The 20,280-nt window shown below is 41.5% G+C and carries 12 protein-coding genes; all 12 read left to right on the top strand.

What is annotated here, in order from left to right:
• Positions 1-237 precede the first annotated feature (237 nt).
• The 12 genes from IEX80_RS10385 (at position 238) to IEX80_RS10330 (ending at position 20,265) form a co-directional block, all read left to right on the top strand.
• Positions 238-2,256, top strand: a complete 2,019-nt coding sequence (locus IEX80_RS10385; protein WP_188832811.1) for an alpha-amylase family protein — start codon at positions 238-240, stop codon at positions 2,254-2,256.
• A 119-nt stretch (positions 2,257-2,375) separates the two neighbouring features.
• Entirely contained in the window at positions 2,376-4,145 is a 1,770-nt protein-coding gene (locus tag IEX80_RS10380) for an SGNH/GDSL hydrolase family protein (RefSeq protein ID WP_188832810.1), read from the top strand.
• Between the two features lie 160 nt (positions 4,146-4,305).
• Positions 4,306-5,391: a LacI family DNA-binding transcriptional regulator gene (locus tag IEX80_RS10375; protein ID WP_188832809.1), complete on the top strand. Its 1,086-nt coding sequence runs from the start codon at positions 4,306-4,308 to the stop codon at positions 5,389-5,391.
• Positions 5,392-5,858: 467 nt separating this feature from the next.
• Positions 5,859-6,986, top strand: a complete 1,128-nt coding sequence (locus IEX80_RS10370; RefSeq protein ID WP_188832808.1) for a phosphotransferase enzyme family protein — start codon at positions 5,859-5,861, stop codon at positions 6,984-6,986.
• On the top strand, positions 6,986-7,633 hold the full coding sequence (locus tag IEX80_RS10365; protein WP_176627757.1) for a carbohydrate-binding family 9-like protein: 648 nt from the start codon (positions 6,986-6,988) through the stop codon (positions 7,631-7,633). Before IEX80_RS10370 ends, IEX80_RS10365 begins: the two co-directional genes overlap by 1 nt.
• Positions 7,634-7,746: 113 nt before the next feature.
• Complete coding sequence (locus tag IEX80_RS10360) at positions 7,747-9,489, top strand: DUF4091 domain-containing protein (RefSeq protein ID WP_229701590.1); 1,743 nt, start codon at positions 7,747-7,749, stop codon at positions 9,487-9,489.
• A gap of 226 nt (positions 9,490-9,715) precedes the next feature.
• Entirely contained in the window at positions 9,716-10,303 is a 588-nt protein-coding gene (locus IEX80_RS10355) for an RNA polymerase sigma-70 factor (protein ID WP_188832806.1), read from the top strand.
• Positions 10,304-10,461: 158 nt separating this feature from the next.
• Complete coding sequence (locus tag IEX80_RS10350) at positions 10,462-11,643, top strand: FecR family protein (protein ID WP_188832805.1); 1,182 nt, start codon at positions 10,462-10,464, stop codon at positions 11,641-11,643.
• Between the two features lie 198 nt (positions 11,644-11,841).
• Positions 11,842-15,198 carry a TonB-dependent receptor gene (locus IEX80_RS10345; protein WP_229701589.1) on the top strand — a complete coding sequence of 1,119 codons (3,357 nt, stop codon included), beginning with the start codon at positions 11,842-11,844 and terminating at the stop codon, positions 15,196-15,198.
• Positions 15,199-15,245: 47 nt separating this feature from the next.
• The gene (locus IEX80_RS10340; protein WP_188832803.1) at positions 15,246-17,081 is read left to right on the top strand and encodes a RagB/SusD family nutrient uptake outer membrane protein; all 1,836 of its coding nucleotides are present in this window, start codon (positions 15,246-15,248) and stop codon (positions 17,079-17,081) included.
• 68 nt (positions 17,082-17,149) lie between these two features.
• Positions 17,150-18,484 carry an IPT/TIG domain-containing protein gene (locus IEX80_RS10335; RefSeq protein WP_218117248.1) on the top strand — a complete coding sequence of 445 codons (1,335 nt, stop codon included), beginning with the start codon at positions 17,150-17,152 and terminating at the stop codon, positions 18,482-18,484.
• A gap of 227 nt (positions 18,485-18,711) precedes the next feature.
• Positions 18,712-20,265, top strand: a complete 1,554-nt coding sequence (locus IEX80_RS10330) for a right-handed parallel beta-helix repeat-containing protein (RefSeq protein WP_188832802.1) — start codon at positions 18,712-18,714, stop codon at positions 20,263-20,265.
• Positions 20,266-20,280 lie beyond the last annotated feature (15 nt).

The raw sequence follows: 20,280 nt of genomic DNA, 5'->3' as shown, positions 1-20,280 counted from the left end.
ATTTGCGGCATATACCGTTCTCCTCTCGAAATTAGCCTGATGCTGCGCCTGTGGCTGAAAAAAGGCGCAACCGATTGTTTTGCACTGTATTCTCGCACGATACATATGATCTCATCATTTTTGCCCATATGGAGTGTCAAACAGGCTCCTTCCAATTTTTAGGGTATTCATTATGTTTTATATTTGTGTGCGCACACACACAAATTATTATTTTATTTTTCTCGTAATTTATCAACTATGCTAAAAAGACTGTTGTTTTTAATTTGTATCGGCCTAACAAGCGTTACTAAAGCTCAGGATGTTTTTCTTTCGGGTGTAAAACCGGGCAAGGCATTGGTGTTTTCGACTAAGGGGGCACTGGTTTTAAAAAATAATTGTTTATCTGTAAAGTGGCTTGCTGGTAAATCGATAATTGCCATAAACGAATCTGCCGTTCAGAATAAGAAACAAATTAATTTAAAAGGCTCTCCTTTATTTGGATTAGAGTTTAAGGATGGTACTGTAATAAATTCTGCTGATTTTCAATTAAGTACCACTCCGAAAATTGTTCAGATCAAAGGAGATCCTGAGGCAGTTAAATTTTCTGAAAAGGAAGATGGTGTGGAAATTTTAGCCGAATTTTTGAATGTGAAATATGGCATTCGTGTAAAGTGGGAAGCTATTTTGAAAGATAATTCCAATTATATCAGACAAGTTTTCGTCGTTTTTGCTTTGAAAGACTCTTTAAAGATCAGGAAATTGAATCTGATCAATTTTCCGGCAGAAACGGGCATTAAGCCGTTGGGGATTGTGGACGGATCGCCAATGGTATCGGATGATTTCTTTTTTGCCTGTGAAAGTCCGATAAGCAAATACAATAATCAGCATGGCCGGATCAGCAGCTATATTGAGCGGCAGGAGCCAACTCTTGATTTCGAAGCATCTACTGTATGGGGCATTGCCCCTAAAAGGCAGTTACGGAGGGGCTTTCTTTATTACCTGGAACGGGAAAGAGCGGTGCCATACCGCCAGATGCTTCATTATAATTCGTGGTATGACCTTTCCTGGGCCGATCGTAAGTTAACTGAAGCTGGTTGTATTGATCGTATTCAGGCATTTGGCGACAGTCTTACGGCGAAACGTCATATTAGCTTAAACGCATTTTTGTTTGACGATGGCTGGGATGACAACCAAACATTGTGGCAGATCAGCCAAAAGAATTTTCCGGCAGGTTTTGATAACATTAAAGCGCTGGCTGACAAATACGGAGCTTCATTGGGCGTGTGGATGTCGCCCTGGGGAGGTTACGAGCAGGCAAAGGAACAGCGGCTACAATATGGCCGAAGCCAAAATCCTCCTTTTGAAACTAATTTGCATGGGTTTTCTCTTTCCGGTCCGGTTTATTCGTCCAGGTTTAAAAGTACTGCCGCTAAGTTCGTGACCAGTGATGGTATCTCTATGTTTAAATTTGATGGTGTAGGGGCGGGGGATCAGTCTACAGGTGCTACGGTTGAATATCAAACAGATATGGAGTCTTTGTTGGATTTAGTAACGGGCTTGCGTAAGGTAAAACGGGATTTGTATTTTAGCCTCACCATAGGTACCTGGCCGTCGCCTTTCTGGCTTAAATATGGTGATGTAATTTGGCGAAATGGCTGGGATACAAACACGCAAGGGCAGGGCAATGGCCGTCAGCAATGGCTCAATTACCGGGATGGTCAGGCCTATAAGAATATTGTAATGCGCGCTCCCCTTTACCCTTTAAGCTCCCTGATGTATCACGGGATTTGTATCGCGGATAATGGTGCGCCTGCTAAGTTTGACATGGATGATAAAGATATTTCTGACGAGATATGGTCGTTTTTTGGATCTGGAACCAGTTTGCAGGAGTTGTATATCAATCCTCATAAGTTAAACGAGGCCAACTGGAATTGCCTTGCCGCTGCCATAAAATGGTCGCGCGAAAATGCAGATATTATGCCGGATGTACATTGGGTAGGCGGCGACCCATCCAAAGGGGATGTTTACGGTTTTGCAGCCTGGTCGCCGAAAAAGGCTGTTCTTACCTTAAGAAATCCCTCAAATACAGCTAAAACATACCTGGTTAATACCCGGGAAGTATTTGAATTGCCATCAAATAGTAATCCAGATTATATCTTTTATAATGCGAAAGTTAACAGTAAAGAAACGAAGTCGTATGTGTTTAAGGGAACCGTTCATGATGTTAAGCTTGAGCCGTTTGAAGTGATGGTTTTAAACGCTATACCTGTAAAATGACGGTTTAATCATTTGTTTGTCTTCTGATTTGAATTATAAATTGATATTACAAGTGTGCGCGCAAACGCATTGGCCCGCACGATGGTGTGTATGGCAACATTGCTTTTAAATAAATAAAAATGAAACGCGTATTCGTAGTGGTATTGTTAATCCTTTGCTTTTTCAATAAGACATCCTTTTCGCAAAATTTAGCTCCATATAAATGGTATGACCCGGTTAAGACTGATTTTCCGGTTATAGAAGGGCAGGCCTGGTCAAAAGAAGCGGCGGGCAGTTATGACAGGTTTCCGGCGCGTGCTCAAAAGGGCCTTAATCCTAATGTGTGGAACATCTCGCATAGCAGTGCTGGGTTGTACATTAAGTTTAAAACAGATGCTCAAAACCTGGTTATCCGGTATAAGGTTAATGGCGAGTTTGCCATGTCACATATGCCGGCCACTGGTGTAAGCGGATTGGACCTTTATGTATTGGATGCTAATGGCCAATGGTGCCTTGCTCCGGGCAGTTTCTCGTTTAAGGATACTATTACTTACCGGTTTTCAAATATTAAGGTAAGTGCCGATTTTGCGGGGAGAAGTTATGAATACAGGCTTTTTCTGCCTTTGTATAATTCGTTATCATGGCTTGAAATAGGCATTCCACCTGGTAGTGCATTTAATTTTATGCCTTTATCCAAAGAAAAGCCGGTGCTTGTATACGGAACATCCATTGCGCAGGGGGCCTGTGCTTCAAGGCCAGGTTTAGCATGGACCTCCATTTTGCAGCGCGCGCTGGATCGCCCGTTGATTAATCTTGGTTTTTCTGGCTCCGGATTGCTTGAGAAATCAGTTATTGATCTGATGGCAGAGGTGGATGCGAAAGTATATGTGCTTGATTGTATGCCTAATATGATAAGTTTTTCTGACCAGGAAATCGAAGCACGTTTATCTGCAGCGATACAAACTTTAAAGCAGAAGCACCCATTGGTGCCGATATTGCTTGTTGAACACAGCGGGGGGAACGCGGGCGGACTATTGGATACGGGTAGAAATGCTGGTTATGGTCATGTTAATAAAGTGCTTGACCTGGCTTATTCAAAGTTGATTGCAGCCGGAACAAAGGGTATTTATTTATTGACTGGCAAAGAAATCGGGTTTGGTATCAACTCAACAGTTGATGGCTTACATCCTAATGATATCGGAATGGAGCAGTATGCCGCAGCATATGAGCAAGCAATCCGTGTTATAATTAATGAACCAATTGGCCGCTATTCAACCACGCGGCCCGCAGTACAAAGCAGGGATGGGTATTATGACTGGCGAAACAGGCATAATGAAATATTAACGCTTATCAAAACCAGTTCGCCAAAGATTGTATTTCTTGGTAATTCGATCCTGAATTACTGGGGTGGTGAGCCTAAGGCGCCTTTAGCAAGAGGAGCTGATTCGTGGGATAAATATATGGAACCTCTGGGTGTGAAAAATTTTGGTTTTGGCTGGGACCAGGTAGAGAACGTGCTATGGCGCGTATACCATGAAGAAATAGACGGGTTTAAGGCGGACAAAGTGATGATTATGATAGGCACTAATAACTTGTCTGCCTGCAGTGACCAGGAAATATCAGAAGGGTTGAAAATGCTTGTGCTGGCTGTGAAGGAACGTCAGCCCACAGCGGAGGTTCTTTTATCGGGTTTGCTGCCCAGGAGGGCAATGGAAAGCCGGATAAAGGTGCTTAATAAAGCTATTGCTAAACTGGCAGCTCAAACCCAAGTCCGTTTTATTGATCCGGGCAAATTATTGCTTAACCATAAAGGGAAGATCGATGAATCACTTTTCGGGGATGGCTTGCACCCCAATGAGGTTGGTTATCAAAAGCTGGCGGTAACATTGGTGCCATATCTTAAAAAATAATAAAGATGCGGGTATGAAATGCGCTTGACATGTGAAACGCAGAAATAAGTTCAGTATAGCGGAATCGTTTTAAAAGTAATTTCTATCAAATGATAGTCGATATTGATGAGATGGGTTATATTAAATTACTTTTGCTATCTTTTCTACGCTAAAGTTTATTATGAAGAATAAAATTGTTCGCATTAAAGACATTGCCGAAAAAGCGAAGGTTTCGACAGGTACGGTTGACAGAGTACTGCATAAACGCGGGCGGGTGTCAAAAAAGGTAGAAGAGAAAGTGCTCAAAATTATTGAAGAGATGGATTACGAGCCCAATCTTATGGCAAGGGCTTTGGGATCAAATAAAATATACCAAATAGCGGCCTTGATACCTGATCATGAAATTGATTCCTATTGGTATGCGCCTAAGGCCGGTATTGAAAAGGCAGAGAAAGACTTAAAGCAATATGGCATTATTGTACAACAATATGTCTTTGATCCATATGATGTAGATTCATTTATAAGCAAGGCCAGTAAATTAACCAATGATAAGCCGGACGGCATAATTTTATCGCCTATATTTTACAGGGAAACCCTACCTTTTTTCGAGAAATGGAAGGCTGCTGAAATTCCATTTGTGTTGTTTAATACACAAATTGCTGAATGTGAGCCCTTAAGTTATATCGGCCAGGATTCATATCAGAGTGGTTTTTTGGCTGGTAAGCTTATTCATTATGGACAACCCGATTCCTGCTCTGTTTTAATTGCGCACATTGATGAAGAGACGAGCAACGCCGCTCACCTTTTAAAAAAGGAGCAGGGATTTCGCAATTATTTTTCTCAAAATAACCTGGATCATCAGTACAAAATTCTGAGGGTTGAGTTAAACAGGTCAAATGCCGCAGTTTTTATGAAACAACTGGGGGATGTTATTGACAGCACCCCTGATTTAGGCAGTATTTTCGTGACAACATCTAAAGCTCATGAAATTGCGAAGTACCTGGAACAGCGCTATATAAAACATATTAAAATAATAGGATATGATTTATTGCCTCCTAATCTGTATTTTCTGAACAAAGGGACAATCAGTTTCCTGATTAATCAAAACCCTAAGGGACAAGGTTATTGGGGTATCTATCAATTAACCGACAGCCTGGTGTTCAAAAAAGAAGTGCCAATTATTAAGTATCTTCCGCTTGATATCGTTACAAAAGAAAATGTGAACTATTATGTTGATGATGAGGATGTCGTTTATTTAGATATTTGATCTCTCCTTAGCTAATTATACTTCATTCACAGGTCTGTATCCGCCATTGTTCGGTTATCCGGTTCAACCCCTGGTCAAATCCTTTTCTGCCAAAGCCCAATTTTTATGGGTTAAAGAAAAACGGTACAATAAATTACTTGATCTCTCACAAAGGCGCTATGCTTTTAAGTTTCCCATTTGCGGCTTAGTGTCCTTGTACGCAAAAAACTTTTTTAATAACATTTTTGTACACAACCAGAGCGGCTCAGCTCAGCGTGGTATTCGCCGATAAGTTCTCGCTGACTAATCTGTTTCATTTATATAATCCGAAGGTTTTTCCGGCGCATTGTCCTCAAAAAAAATAGTAACAAAAAATTAACAAAATGTGTGCGAACACACTAATATAATTATATTTGTATCAAGGTGTTTATGTTAATTTAATGTGTTCGTAAACATTTTCCTGATCGCAACGTATAAACGAAAAATAAATGTCATATAATATCTCTGAAATAGTATCTAATTTTTGCATTGAAGGAAATGTCGCAGCTATTATTCCGTATGGGTCCGGGCACATAAACGATACATTTCATTTGAAAAATACAAACCCGGGTTTGCCAGGGTATTTGCTTCAGCGAATCAATCATCATGTGTTTGAAAACGTTCCGGCTTTGATGAAAAATGTACAATTAGTAACAGATCATTTAAAAGAAAAATTGACCGGCATTCCGGGTTCAAGCCCCGACAAAGAAGTACTGACAATAGTTTCGGCTAAAGACAAACAGTGTTTTTTTTGTGATGAAACAGGTAATTACTGGAGAATGTATTGTTTTTTGAAAGATACCAAGAGTTATGACATGGTATTAACCGAACAGCAAGCTTATGAAGGCGGAAAAGCATTTGGAAAATTCCAGTTACTGTTGTCAGATCTTGATAGCGGATTACTTTACGAAACCATACCAGACTTTCATAACATCACCATGCGGCTTGATCGTTTAAACAAAGCGGTATTGGCTGATCCGAAAAACCGGATTAAGGATGTTTTGACTGAGTTGTCGTTTATAATTGAAAGAGCAGATCAGATGGCTACTATCATGAATTTGGGAAAGGAAGGGAAATTGCCGCTGCGCATTATTCATAACGATACCAAATTCAATAACATATTGCTTGATATAAATGATCATGAACAATGTGTAATTGACCTGGATACAGTTATGCCAGGCTATGTGGCATATGATTTTGGCGATGCCATCCGCACTATCATCAATACCGCGCCCGAGGATGAGCAGGATGTTACTAAAATAGAGCTAAACATCCCCTTATTTAAAGCTTATGCAGCGGGGTATTTTGAATACGCCGGTAGCTTTTTGTCAGATACAGAAGTTAAATCGCTTTCGATGGGAGTTTTATTAATACCCTATATGCAGGGTGTGCGTTTCCTGACGGATTATATAGAAGGGGATGTTTATTACAAGATCCACTCTCCCGAACATAATTTACAGCGAGCCAGGGCGCAGTTCGAGCTGCTTAGTAAGCTTGAGAAAAATTACGACGTTTTTGATCAGATAATTCATAACACAGCAAAAAAGTACATACAGATAACAACCGAAATTAAATAATGGAACTTACAGTAGCATTTTTAGAAGATGTGGACAAAAGCAGCCCTATTGAACACATGTCTGTTTTGTTAGACGAGCAGGAGAAGCACCTTGTTGGAATTGTACCATGGCCCGATTATAATTACAAACCCGATGTTCATTTTGCAATAGCTTACAGTACCGATTGTTTTATGTTGAAATATTACGTAAAAGAAAAAGCGATAAAAGCTTCCTGTTACAAACCTAATGAACCTGTTCACCAGGATAGCTGTGTGGAATTTTTCATTGGTTTTGGTACCGAGCTGGAGTATTACAATTTTGGGTTTAACTGTATCGGCACTTGTTCGCTTGGGTTCGGAAGGGGCAGGGAAAATCGCGAGTTATCACCTGAAAAGCTAATACGGCTTATAAAGTCTCAGGTGCGGTTAACACAGCAAACAAATATTGGGCATGGCGATATTAGCTGGGAGCTTACCCTGATGTTACCGTTGGATGTGTTTTATCATCATTCATTTACATCATTAAAAGGACAACAATGCCATGCTAATTTTTATAAATGTGGAGATGAACTACCTGAGCCACACTTTTTAACGTGGCATAATATTGAATGCGACGACCCCGACTTTCACCACCCGGAGTTTTTTGGGGAAATAAAGCTTGAAGCTTAACATAGCCATGCGGCATTTATATGTGTTTGAAGTTATTTGCAAGGTAATAGCACAGAGTTTTTTGTTTTTATTATTGATAATGTAGATCCCGGAAAAACGACGATTTTATGAGAATGAAACTTATATTAATAATGGTATTATATAGTTCAGTGGCTTTGGCACAGGTTAAAGTTGATGGAACTTACCAGGAGCTTCCGGATCCCAAACCTGTAAAACGGGCAGGCTGGAGTGCGCTGAAACCCGGGGTTTATGTAAGTTTTGCTACCGCCGATATACGTTATGATAAACATAATGCTCCTGCCATATCTCCTTTGCAGGCTCAATGGAAAACCAAAGCGTGGAAAGGAGAAAAAGTGCATACTCAATTCCTGATATGGACAACCCGGAACCTGAAACAACTAAGCTTTATATGGAGTAAACTTAAAGATGGTAAAGGGCATGAAATCCCCGAAAAAAATATAAACGTGAGTTTTGTACGTTATGTGATGGCCGATGGGTTAAACAAAGAAGGCGGTGGCTGTGGTATATTGCCCGGCCATGATTCCAGCCTTGTTGAGGATGTTATTGACCCTGTAAAAATGCTTCCGGCGGGTAAAAATACAACCCGGCCGGTTTGGTTAAGTGTGAGTGTACCGGCTACTGCTGTTGAAGGCCTTTACAGAGGGAATGTGAAGGTAATTGAAGGGAAAAATGCACCGCCTTTAATTTTACATTACGCTATACAAGTGCTTAATCATACCTTGCCTGCACCGGAGCACTGGAAATTTCACCTTGACTTGTGGCAAAATCCCTATTCGGTGGCCCGGGTATATGGTGTAAAGCCATGGTCAAAGCAACATTTTTATGTAATGCGCCCTTACATGAAAATGCTGGCAAATACCGGGCAGAAAGTAATTACAACTACACTTATTCATGATCCGTGGAATAGCCAAACCTATGATACTTACGGATCGATGATAAAATGGACAAAAAATAAGAATGGCTCATGGAGATATGATTATTCAATATTTGATAAGTGGGTGTCTTTTATGATGTCATTGGGGATTAATAAGTTAATCAACTGCTATAGTATGATTCCCTGGAATCTAAAGTTTTACTACTATGACGAAGCCCTGAGAAAAGAAACGATGATCGTGGCTAAACCCGGCTCGGCAGAATACGAGGCACATTGGCGCCCAATGCTGATGGATTTTGCCCGCCATCTTAAAGAAAAAGGATGGTTTAATAAAACCACTATAGCTATGGACGAAAGATCCATGGCCGATATGCAAAAAGCTATTGCGTTAATAAAAAGCGCTGATAAAAATTTTAAGATTTCGTTAGCAGGCAATTATCATCCAGAAATTGAAAGAGATTTGTTTGATTATAGTGTGGCGTCAAATCAGTTAATGGATGAGGCAACAATTCGTTTGCGCAGGGAATCGGGTCTAAATACCACCTATTATACCTGCTGCACAGAAGGATATCCCAATACATTCAGTTTTTCGGCCCCGGCCGAGTCGGTTTGGCTGGCATGGCATGCCGCTTACAAAGGATATGACGGGTATTTGAGATGGGCTTACAATTGCTGGACCAAAGATCCTTTACGTGATACACGATTTGGGGCATGGTCATCGGGCGATGCTTACCTCGTTTATCCCGGTCCACGGTCCTCTGTTCGCCTGGAACGATTGATCGAGGGCATCCAGGATTTTGAAAAAATTAATATTTTAAAGGAAGGGTTTATAAAAAATAAACAGCAGGATAAATTGCTTCAGCTAAAAAATATATTGGAAGGTTTTGACATAGGCGAGTTGAAAAATAAGACTGCCGCCGAAACACTTCAGGCCGCGCAGGAACGACTGAATAGCTTATAAATCACAAAAAAAACGTTTTAATTATTTATATTTATTGTTTGCCCGCTTTCATTTTCAGTTTTTTTTTGACTTTATTTATAACTTCTGATTATTTTGAAAAGCTTAACATAAATGGCTTACACCAAGCCCCTGAGGAATAGCTTTTTTAATTTTAAAAAGTTAAAACCAATAATCGATAATAAGTACATTCTTTGGACGATGCCAATTATAAATTTTATAATGCAGAATGAATAGCCTGGAAATTCAGCTGATGACGGATGAGGATCTTATAGCATTGATCAGGGAAAATGACCTTGGGGCGTTTGAACGTATTTATAATAAATATTGGTCAAAGCTTTATCTTTCAGCATATAACATCATCAGAGATCGCCAGGTAGCTGAAGATGTAACCCAGGAAGTATTGGTAAACCTGTGGATGAAACGGGCCAATCTTAAACTCACTTCGTTAAATGCCTATTTATATACATCTGTTCGTTACCAGGTGTTTAATGTTATCCGTTCGGGTAAAATAAGAGCCGATCTTTTTAACAGGCTGGAGGAGCTTTTTAGCAATAACGGCGGCGAGGAGCTCCTGTCTGAAAAAGAAATTAACCGTTTGCTGGAACAAGGTATTGCTGAGTTACCTGAAAAATGCCGCCAGATTTTTATTATGAGCCGCAAAGAACACTTATCAACCAAAGAAATTGCCGAACGGCTGGGTATCGCGCCAAAAACAGTCGAGAACCAACTGACTGTAGCCCTGAACCGCTTACGTAAAACGCTGGGCGATTTTGTTTGCATAGCCGCCATTATGTTATGCGGGCGTTGGTTTTAAGCTTTTTTACCTGTATCTGGTTGCATTTATCCCTTCCTTAGATATTATTACAGGTTTTACTCTCAAAAATTTCATGATTCCTTAATGCTGTAGAAATATTTTATTATTCTTTGGGGGTATGGCCTGTTCAGGGTTACTTACATACAATAACTACCCAAATGGAAAAAGAAACACTAATAACCTTAATAAACAAATACTTATCAAACGAGGCTACTCCCGAAGAAGAGGCCCGATTGCTAAGCTATTATGATACACTCCAAAAAAACAAGCTGCAATGGGATGAGCTTGAAATGGGCAATGAAAATGTAACAAAGAGCGAGTTGTACAGCAAGATACTGTCAGAGATAAAAAAACGTGAATCTGCACCTAAAAAAATGATTTTTCTGAGGAGGTGGTTTGTGGCGGCTTCTATCACAACATTGCTGATCGCGTCGGCTTCTTTGGTTTTTTATATGAAGTATAACAGCTCATATTTCATCGTAAAAAATAGCACACATCCTGTAAACAAGCACAGTATTGCCCCGGGAGGAAATAAAGCATTGCTAACTTTAGCCGATGGTTCAAAAATTACCCTGGATGATGCCGCATCCGGCGAACTGGCCAAACAATCGGGTACAAAAGTATCTAAGGCGGCAAATGGTCAGTTGGTTTACACAGTTGAAAACTCTGCATCTCATGCCACTGCTCCGGGTTTGCCTGAATACAATGTTATTGAAATCCCAAAGGGAGGGCAATACCAGGTTAATTTAGCCGATGGCACTAAGGTTTGGTTAAATGCCGGATCTTCACTCAAATATCCTACAAATTTTGATGGTGCAGTACGCAAGGTTGAATTAGCAGGAGAAGCTTACTTCGAAGTTGCTAAAAATGCACATAAACCATTTAAGGTTATCAGTAACCACCAGATGGTGGAGGTTTTGGGTACACACTTCAATATCAGCTCTTATACGGACGAAACTTCGGTTAAAACTACTTTATTAGAAGGCTCCGTTAAGGTATCAGCCATCAAAGCCAATCAATCCAGATTACTGAAACCTGGTCAGCAATCTGATATCAATTACGCAAATAATTCAATTTCGGTACAACCGGTTAACACCGACGAGGTTGTGGCCTGGAAAAATGGTTATTTCCTTTTTACCGACGAAGATTTGAAAAGCATTATGAGCAAGTTTGCCCGCTGGTATAATGTTGAGGTAGAATACCAGGGAAATGTGGATAATTTAAGATTTGGAGGGATGGTGTCGCGTTCAAAAGACCTTGCGCAGGCATTGAAGATAATTGAACAGACAGGGAACGTAAAAACCAGGATCGAAGGAAGGAGGGTTATCATTATGCCGTGATCATTACCCAGCATATGGTAGCCTAAAAAGGAAAGCCGGAAGTGGTGGAACACTTCCGGCCGGAAAGTTAGGGCTTTGCCATGAAATTAAATTCGTAGTCCAATTACAGATTAAACCCAAAACAAGTTCAAATGTATGAAATGTTATGAAATAAGTTTATACACAATCCCCCGTATAAAAAATAAAGCACTGTTGATCATGAAATTATCGATCATATTGTTACTGGCAACAATACTTCAGGTAAGTGCTAAAAGCTATGCACAAAAAATTACATTGTCAGAGAAAAATGCTCCGTTAGAAAAAGTGCTTAAAGAAATAAGAGAGCAAAGCGGGTACGATTTTTTTTATAACTCAAAGCTGATTAAAGACGCTAATCCGGTTAGTATCAATGTACGGAATACAGAATTGGAAGAAGTATTGAAACTGGCACTTTCGGATCAGCCGTTTATCTATAGCATAGAAGAGAAAACAATAATTATAAAACCTAAGCCTGCGCCTGTTAAGCCCTCCGTTCAGGCTGTACCTACTATCAAAGTGTCAGGTGTTGTTACTGATTCAAAGGGTGTTACTTTACCCGGCGCGAGTGTACGTATCAAAGGGACTGATAAGGGGGTAATAACTGATAGCGAGGGGCGGTTTACCATTGAAGCCAATGATAACAGCACCCTTGTTATTTCATTTGCCGGTTTCATTGCCAAAGAAATTACGGTTACCGCAGCAACATCTTTCCTAACTGTTCAGTTACTTGACGATACCAAGGGTATAAATGAAGTGGTAGTAGTAGGCTATGGTAAACAAAAGAAGCTGACCATAACCGGGGCCGTTACCACGGTGAATGTTGCTGATATAACAACTCCAAACCGCTCCCTATCTAATGCACTGGCAGGTAAGGTAGCCGGGGTTATATCGATGCAAAGAAGCGGGGAGCCGGGTTATGATAACGCATCATTTACCATCAGGGGTATTGGCACTTTTACGGGTAACTCAAACCCGCTTATTATTATAGATGGAGTGCAGCGGGATGACGTGAACAGTACTTATGGCGGAGCTTATAACAACATCGATCCGGAGGATATTCAAAGCATTTCCCTGTTAAAAGACGCTTCGTCAACCGCCGTATATGGGGCCAAAGGCGCCAACGGGGTTTTGATCATTACCACTAAAAAAGGTGTTGCAGGTAAACCTAAAATTTCATTTAAAACAGAAACATCCATGTCGGGCCTTACCAGGACCCCAAAAATGCTGGATGCCGTTTCATGGATGAGGTTGCATAACGAAGCAACTACAAATGATGGTAACCCTCCTGCATATTCTGAAGAAACTATCCAGAAAACGGCAAGCGGGTTAGACCCATACCTTTATCCCAATGTAAATTGGATAAAGTCTGTATATAAGAATTGGGCCCCCGGCTATAATACCAACTTAAATGTAACCGGCGGTGCTTCGTCGGTAAGGTATTATGTTTCCGCTTCTTTTTATGACCAGGATGGAAGTTATAAAGTAACCAAACAAAATGGCTATAATCCCAACCTTAACTTTAAGCGTTATGACTTCAGGTCAAACCTTGATATCGATATCAGCAAAACCACTTTATTGACCATGAACCTGGATGCGATGCTGGTGAGCAGCCGTTATCCCGGCATCTCGGCAGGAAACATCTGGTATGAATCATATTTAACCCCACCTAACGCGTTCCCGATAAGATACCCCGATGGCAAATGGGCCGGTCCGTATAACAATGGCGGGTCTAACCCGGTAAACGATATCCAAAACTCAGGTTATAACACCGAGTTTCGCCCTACCATCCAGTCTGTTTTTTCCATTAACCAGAAACTGGATGCAATTACCAGCGGCTTGAGCGCCATGGCCAGGTTCTCGTTCGATTCGTACAGCGAAAATGACAATGGCAGAACAGGTACCAATGATCTTTACTTAGCTACGTCAAGAGATCCGCAGGGTAACCTGGTATTAGGTCAATCGAGGTACGGAAACCAGTTTTTGGGTTATACGCAGTATTCATCTGCCGAAAAAACCATGTACCTGGAAACCAATATTAATTATGATCAGTCCTTCGGCAAGCACCATGTGGGCGGATTGCTTCTATACAATATGCGATCGAGAGTCCAGAGCACCGCGGGGAGTGTTATTACCTCTATTCCTTATAACAATCAGAGTTTGGCCGGCAGGGCAACATATACTTACGCCGATAAATACCTGCTTGAGTTTGATGCGGGCTATACCGGTTCGGAAAACTTTGAACCGGGCAAAAAGTTTGGCTTTTTCCCGGCTGTCTCTGCGGGTTGGGTAATTTCAAGGGAGCCTTTTTTCAAAGATTTTTCAAAAACGTTTAACCTGCTTAAAATAAGGGGTTCACATGGTCTCGTAGGTAACGATCAAATAGGATCTGATTACCGTATCACCAGGTTTCCTTATATTAACCAATATGGCAGTGGCGGCTCAGTGGGTTTAGGCCTTAACGGAACAATATATGGTGGTACTACCGAGACTGTTATAGGAGTGGAGAACCTGACATGGGAAAAAGCCAGGAAAGATAATATTGGACTGGAGATAGGGTTGTTCAATAAACTGAATATCACTATTGATGCCTATAAAGAGAGGCGGACAAATATTTTAGTTCAACGCAGTTCTTTATCAGGGATACTGGGTGTAAGCGGGGCTGTATTTGCCAACTTAGGTGAAATGAATAACCATGGTATTGAGGGTAACATTGAATATAATGATAATATAGGTAAGGTAGGCTTGCGCCTTTATGGCAATTTTACTTATAACAATAATAAAATTGTACAGAAAGATGAGCCTAAACAATTATACGCCTATCAGCAGGCTACTGGTCGCAAATATGGCGATAACCTGATGTACGTTGCCGAAGGGTTATTTACCTCGCAGGAAGATGTTGATAAAAGCCCCACCCAGTTTGGCGCTGTGTTGAGGCCCGGCGATATCAAGTATAAAGATGTAAATGGCGATGGCGTGATCAACAGCTATGACAAGGTTTATACAGGTAAATCCGACATACCTACCATATTATACGGCGCAGGGTTTACGGTTGGTTATAAAAAGTTCGATCTTTCTCTTTTCTTCCAGGGAACCGGTAATGTAATTATTATGGCAAACGGTTCTTCTATAACCGGTGCAGGTGCAGGCGGGGCAGGTATTGTACCGTTTACAGGTATGGGCACTTATCCATCGGGTATGCTTGCAAGCCTTGAGGACAGGTGGACAGTTGATAACCCAAGTCAGAATGTATACTATCCGCGTTTAGGCATTGCTAATCAAAACAGCAATAATTATCAGCCGAGTACATGGTGGTCAAAAGATGCGAGTTTTGTCCGTTTAAAACAGGCCACATTAGGTTATACTTATAAGCCCTCCTTTCTTACCCAGGCGGGTATTAACTCAGTCTACCTTTATTTAACGGGGCAAAACCTGCTAACATTCTCCAAATTCAAACTTTGGGACCCTGAACTTGGCTCTAACGGGGCAGGCTATCCACCGGTACGAATACTTGCCTTAGGATTAAGGGTTGCGTTATAGAGATCGTGAATTTTAAATCAGTTTCAAAAGAATTTAAAGTGTGCCAAATGAAAAAAAACATACTAATAATGGTAGTTGGGATCTGCTTCCTGGGTGCCTGTTTATCGTCCTGTAATTACCTTAATAAAAAACCGGATAACCTGTTAACATCAGATCTGATCTGGAGCACAAGGGCTAATGCCGAATCTTACCTGTATAACATTTACGGCTACATTGTACAAACCGATGGGGGAGATTACAGCGCGATGGGCGCTAGTGACGAGTCGTCGGTATCCATTCCCGGCACCAATGTAAGGCAAATGGTTGTTGGCAACTGGAGCCCTGTAAATGCTTATTTTGATTATTGGGACAGGTATTACACTGGTATCCGGTCGTCCTTCATTTTTGAAGCCAATATTGATAAGGTTCCTGCTACCCAGCTAAGTGTCAGCTTAAAAAATCAATATAAAGCCGAAGCAAGGTTTTTGCGCGGATGGTTTTACTGGCAGTTAATGAAGCAATATGGCCCTGTTGTAAAAGTAACGGAAACGTTAAGCTTAAATGATGACTTCAATAAGTACCCGAGAGCGTCTTTTGACGAATGTAAGGATTACGTTAACCAACTGATGGATCAGGCCGCTTCGGGTTTACCGGCGCAATGGCCTTCAACCAGCAATTACGGTCGGCCAACAAAAGGTGCCTGCCTTGCTGTAAAAGCTCAGCTGGCCTTATTGTCGGCAAGCCCATTATGGAATGGTAATCCATCGTTTGCTTCTTTTAAAAACCAGGATGGCACCCCGCTGGCACCCACAGTATTTGATGCCGGCAAATGGAAAATAGCTGCCGATGCAGCCAAGGCTGTAATTGATCTGAGTGCGTACAAGTTATTTACAAATCTGGATAACGGCGGAACCCAGTTTGATCCTTATCTGTCTGTCAGGGACCTTTTCTTAACAAACTGGAACAGTGAGATCATATTTTCAAGAAACTCCTGGAATTATTGGGGATATACCAAATGTGTGTCGCCAGGGCCGGGAGGATATAGCATGTACAATGCCACCCAAAATGTTGTGGACGCGTTTTATATGAATAATGGCCGTACCATTGATGATCCGCTTTCGGGATATACAGCCACGAGTTTTGCTCAAAGTAATGGCGCAAAATATTGGGAACACAGCAAAGGGCAATGGAACATGTATGCCAATCGCGAACCGCGGTTTTATGCCTATATCCAGTATAATGGCCGGCCGGTACTGCCTGCGCCAACTGTTGATGATAAAAACTATTATTCATCTGCAGCGAATGTTGACGGCACTGGCCGGGTTGAATTTTATTATAACGGTAAAGCCGGTGCAAAAGCCAGCGGCGCAAGTAATAACATTACCGGATATGATGTATTAAAAAATGTAAGCCCTGCCGATAATATAAGGATGGATGCCACCAACTACAGGCCGTTTATATTGATCAGGTATGCCGAGATATTATTGGATTATGTAGAAGCCCTGAATGAATATGATCCTTCGAACCCCAATATCGTACTTTATCTTGATCAGATCAGGACCAGGGCCGGCTTGCCTGGCATAGAGACCGTTTATCCGGGAGCTGTTGGAAACAAGGATTTAATGCGGAAATATATTTTAAGGGAACGCCAGGTAGAGCTTTGTTTTGAAAGCGACAGATACTTTACCCTTGTAAGAAGGCTGTTGTTGGGTGCCGATGAAAATCAGACTATCTATGGCCTTAATGTCAATACTGACGATCAGGGCCTTGGATTTGCATTTACCGAGCTTTACAACAAAACGCTTTTTCAAAAAAGGGTATGGAACAATAAAATGTACCTGTTCCCAATATCCCAGTACCAATTGGACCGCGATAGGGCATTGGTACAAAACCCGGGTTGGTAATGCCGGCTCTTATTTACCCAACAGGGTGTAAAAGGTCTGGAAATAAATAATTAAACCGTATTATTCAAATGAAAACATTCATAAATATATTGGCAAAAGGCATCAATCAATACCTGCTTGCCGGGGCGCTTTTTATAATGATAGCTTTTGTAAGCTGTAAAAAAGAAAAAGTGCCTGCACACGATCCTGCATCACCTATCAGTATCAGTACATTTATCCCGGCACAGGGTGGCGGTGGTACCGAAGTATTGATCTCCGGTACTAACTTTTCAACAGATACCTCGCAAATTTCGGTTACCCTGAATGGGTTTAAACTGAAGGTCATCGGTGCCAACACCAAACAAATGATGGTAGTGGTGCCTAAGAAAGCAGGTTCCGGGCCTATTGTTGTAACTATTGGAAAAGGAACCGCAACAAGCACCGATAATTTTACATACCAATATACCAGGACTGTCACCACGCTGGCAGGATCAGGTAAAGCCGGCTTTGCAAACGGTAAAGGAACAGATGCTATGTTTGATTTTAGCGGGCAAAGCTGGTACCGAAGCTGCGGAGTAACCGTTGATGATAACCTGAATATTTATGTTGCCGATCCCGGAAATCATTGCATCAGGAAAATTGACACCGCGGGCAACGTATCTACACTCGCCGGTAATCCCCAGGTTTCGGGCTATGCTGATGGTAAGGGGAGCGCGGCAAATTTCTCCATACCTTATGATGTTGCCGTTGATGCCCAGGGAAATGTATATTCCGTTGATCCGGGAAATTATGACATCCGTAAAATAAGCCCCGATGGTACTGCAACCACCTGGGCCTGGGGAAATCAATCGCCATGGAGTGTTGCTGTCGACAAAACAACGGGTTTTGTTTATTACTCCAGTTGCTCCAGCCCCGGAAACATCTACCAGGTATCAGCTCAGTGGACTACCAAACAGGTTATATCCGGCCTTAATTATCCTGCAGGAATCAAATTTGACAAAGCCGGTAACTTATATGTATCAGTTAACGGAGACCAGGTTATCAGGAAGTTCAGCGCCGGCAACTGGAATGGTAGCATAGTGGCGGGGCAACTTGGCGTTTCGGGTTATTTAAACGGAACCGCTACAACCGCAAAATTTGCTTATCCATGGGGCATTGCCGTTGATAACAGCAGTAATATTTATGTAGCAGGCAATGGAACATGGGATGGTGGAAGCTATAACCCCGATCAAAGTATCCGCTTTATACAGGCCAATACTTTTGATGTAAGCACCTTTGCCGGCAGCGGTACAGCAGGTTATGCTGACGCGATAGGAGGATCTGCGCTTTTCAGCGGGCCAACCGGTGTTGCTGTTGATAAGAATGGAACCGTGTATGTTTTGGATAAAAACAACAATCGGATAAGAAAAATAGTTTCGGAATAATAACGATCCTTTTTAAAAATACTATCACAGTTTATTTTTCAACCCAGGCATATCCTTGTTGCCCGGGATAAATATGAGTAGTAGTTAATAATTGTTTGGGTTTATTTAAGGGTACTCCGTAGCAGAAACGTGTTTCTGCTACGGGCAGGTACTGCGCGGTTTTAAGTGCGAATAAACTTAATGCATGTCAAACAATTGCTACGCCAATTTTTCTTAGAATAAATTTAATGAAACATTATATAAATATCTTTTTAATACATGTTTTTGCCATTCAGGCAATGGCTTGCAGCAAAAAAACGGTAGGTAATGACGTAATAGTCTCAACCGGTAATACACATATCTACTATGTATCAGTTAACGGCTCTGATGCAAATTCGGGCAAAATCAATGCCCCTTTCCAGTCTATCAATGCCGCCTTAGATCATGCCTTGCCCGGTGATACCGTTATGGTTAGAGGCGGCAGCTATTATGATAAGGTGGTGTTTCCTAAATCGGGGGCAATGGATAAGTTGATCACATTGAAGGCTTACCCCGGCGAAAGGCCGGTGATAGACGGTAGTAAAATAATTGTTTCGGGCTGGGTGCCGCTGGTTACACTGAGCAATGTAAGATATATAACATTGGATGGCTTTGATATCTGCAATCTCACGAGCTCAACTTTTAATACCGATCCTGAAGGGATCGCCATCAATGGCAATTCGCACGATATCACTATCAAAAACTGCAACATTTATAACATAAAGAACAACGCATCCCTGAACGACTGGCGAAGCGGACACGCTATACTGGCAATTGGTAACGGAACTACTGCCATTACTAACCTAGTTATTACGCGTTGTACTGTACATGACACGCAGACCGGTACAAGTGAAAATGTAACGCTGGCCGGTAATATTGACGGCTTTGTTTTTAGCCATAATAAAGTATATGATACGGAAAACATCGGGATAATTGTTGCCGGTGGTGATGGTTTAAACCCTAAAGGAGATGTATCTACCAACTATGCCCGCAATGGAGTGATAAGTGATAATATTTTTCACGATAATACCATGACCAGGACCCCGGAAACCTGGGGCCCCGACAGGTACGGTGCTATCTCCATTTATGTTTGCGGCGGTGCTAATACCATTATCGAAAGAAACACAGTATACAACAGCGACCGGGGGATAGGACTGGTAAGTGAAAGCAACGTGTATGCAACCAAAACCACCATCGTGCGAAATAATTTTGTATATAACTGCTATCGCACAGGTATATACATGGGCGATTATCTGAACTACACATCCGGCGGAACTAAAAACTGTTACGTTGTAAATAATACCTTATATCAGAATAACCGTGTGCCAGGCGCTTTTGGCGAAATTGAAGGAGAGATCAGGCTTACGGAGCATTGCGACAATAACGTGATTAAAAATAACATAGTTTATGCAAGGCCCGTTGATGTATTTATTCATAAGTATACCACAACAGGCAGCAATAACATTATCGACAATAATTTATACTATACCACAGGCACTTCCCAATGGATCTGGAACAGCACTAACGGCGCACCATATACCGATTTAAATGCCTGGCGCGCAGCCAGCGGTAACGATGCCAATTCAACAAATGGGCAAGACCCTCTTTTGCTGAACACCTCGTCGCCCGATCTTCATATACAAGCGGCCTCTCCTGCAAAAAATACCGGAAATGTAATTTCTGCCGATATAAATGGCGCCACAGATATTGACGGAAATACCCGCATTGTAAATAATAAGATAAGTAAAGGCGCACAGCAGTAAGATGTTTAATTAAAA

Source organism: Mucilaginibacter rubeus (assembly GCF_014643835.1).
GTDB lineage: Bacteria > Bacteroidota > Bacteroidia > Sphingobacteriales > Sphingobacteriaceae > Mucilaginibacter > Mucilaginibacter rubeus.
This window is presented reverse-complemented; position numbering and strand designations above follow the sequence as displayed.

Bases quoted from the DNA above. Each gene is read 5' to 3' on its own strand.
- IEX80_RS10350 (WP_188832805.1), top strand. From the start codon at position 10,462: ATGGAAAAAGAAACACTAATAACCTTAATAAACAAATACTTATCAAAC.
- IEX80_RS10380 (WP_188832810.1), top strand. From the start codon at position 2,376: ATGAAACGCGTATTCGTAGTGGTATTGTTAATCCTTTGCTTTTTCAAT.
- IEX80_RS10330 (WP_188832802.1), top strand. From the start codon at position 18,712: ATGAAACATTATATAAATATCTTTTTAATACATGTTTTTGCCATTCAG.
- IEX80_RS10365 (WP_176627757.1), top strand. From the start codon at position 6,986: ATGGAACTTACAGTAGCATTTTTAGAAGATGTGGACAAAAGCAGCCCT.
- IEX80_RS10355 (WP_188832806.1), top strand. From the start codon at position 9,716: ATGAATAGCCTGGAAATTCAGCTGATGACGGATGAGGATCTTATAGCA.
- IEX80_RS10345 (WP_229701589.1), top strand. From the start codon at position 11,842: ATGAAATTATCGATCATATTGTTACTGGCAACAATACTTCAGGTAAGT.
- IEX80_RS10375 (WP_188832809.1), top strand. From the start codon at position 4,306: ATGAAGAATAAAATTGTTCGCATTAAAGACATTGCCGAAAAAGCGAAG.
- IEX80_RS10360 (WP_229701590.1), top strand. From the start codon at position 7,747: ATGAAACTTATATTAATAATGGTATTATATAGTTCAGTGGCTTTGGCA.
- IEX80_RS10340 (WP_188832803.1), top strand. From the start codon at position 15,246: ATGAAAAAAAACATACTAATAATGGTAGTTGGGATCTGCTTCCTGGGT.
- IEX80_RS10385 (WP_188832811.1), top strand. From the start codon at position 238: ATGCTAAAAAGACTGTTGTTTTTAATTTGTATCGGCCTAACAAGCGTT.
- IEX80_RS10370 (WP_188832808.1), top strand. From the start codon at position 5,859: ATGTCATATAATATCTCTGAAATAGTATCTAATTTTTGCATTGAAGGA.
- IEX80_RS10335 (WP_218117248.1), top strand. From the start codon at position 17,150: ATGAAAACATTCATAAATATATTGGCAAAAGGCATCAATCAATACCTG.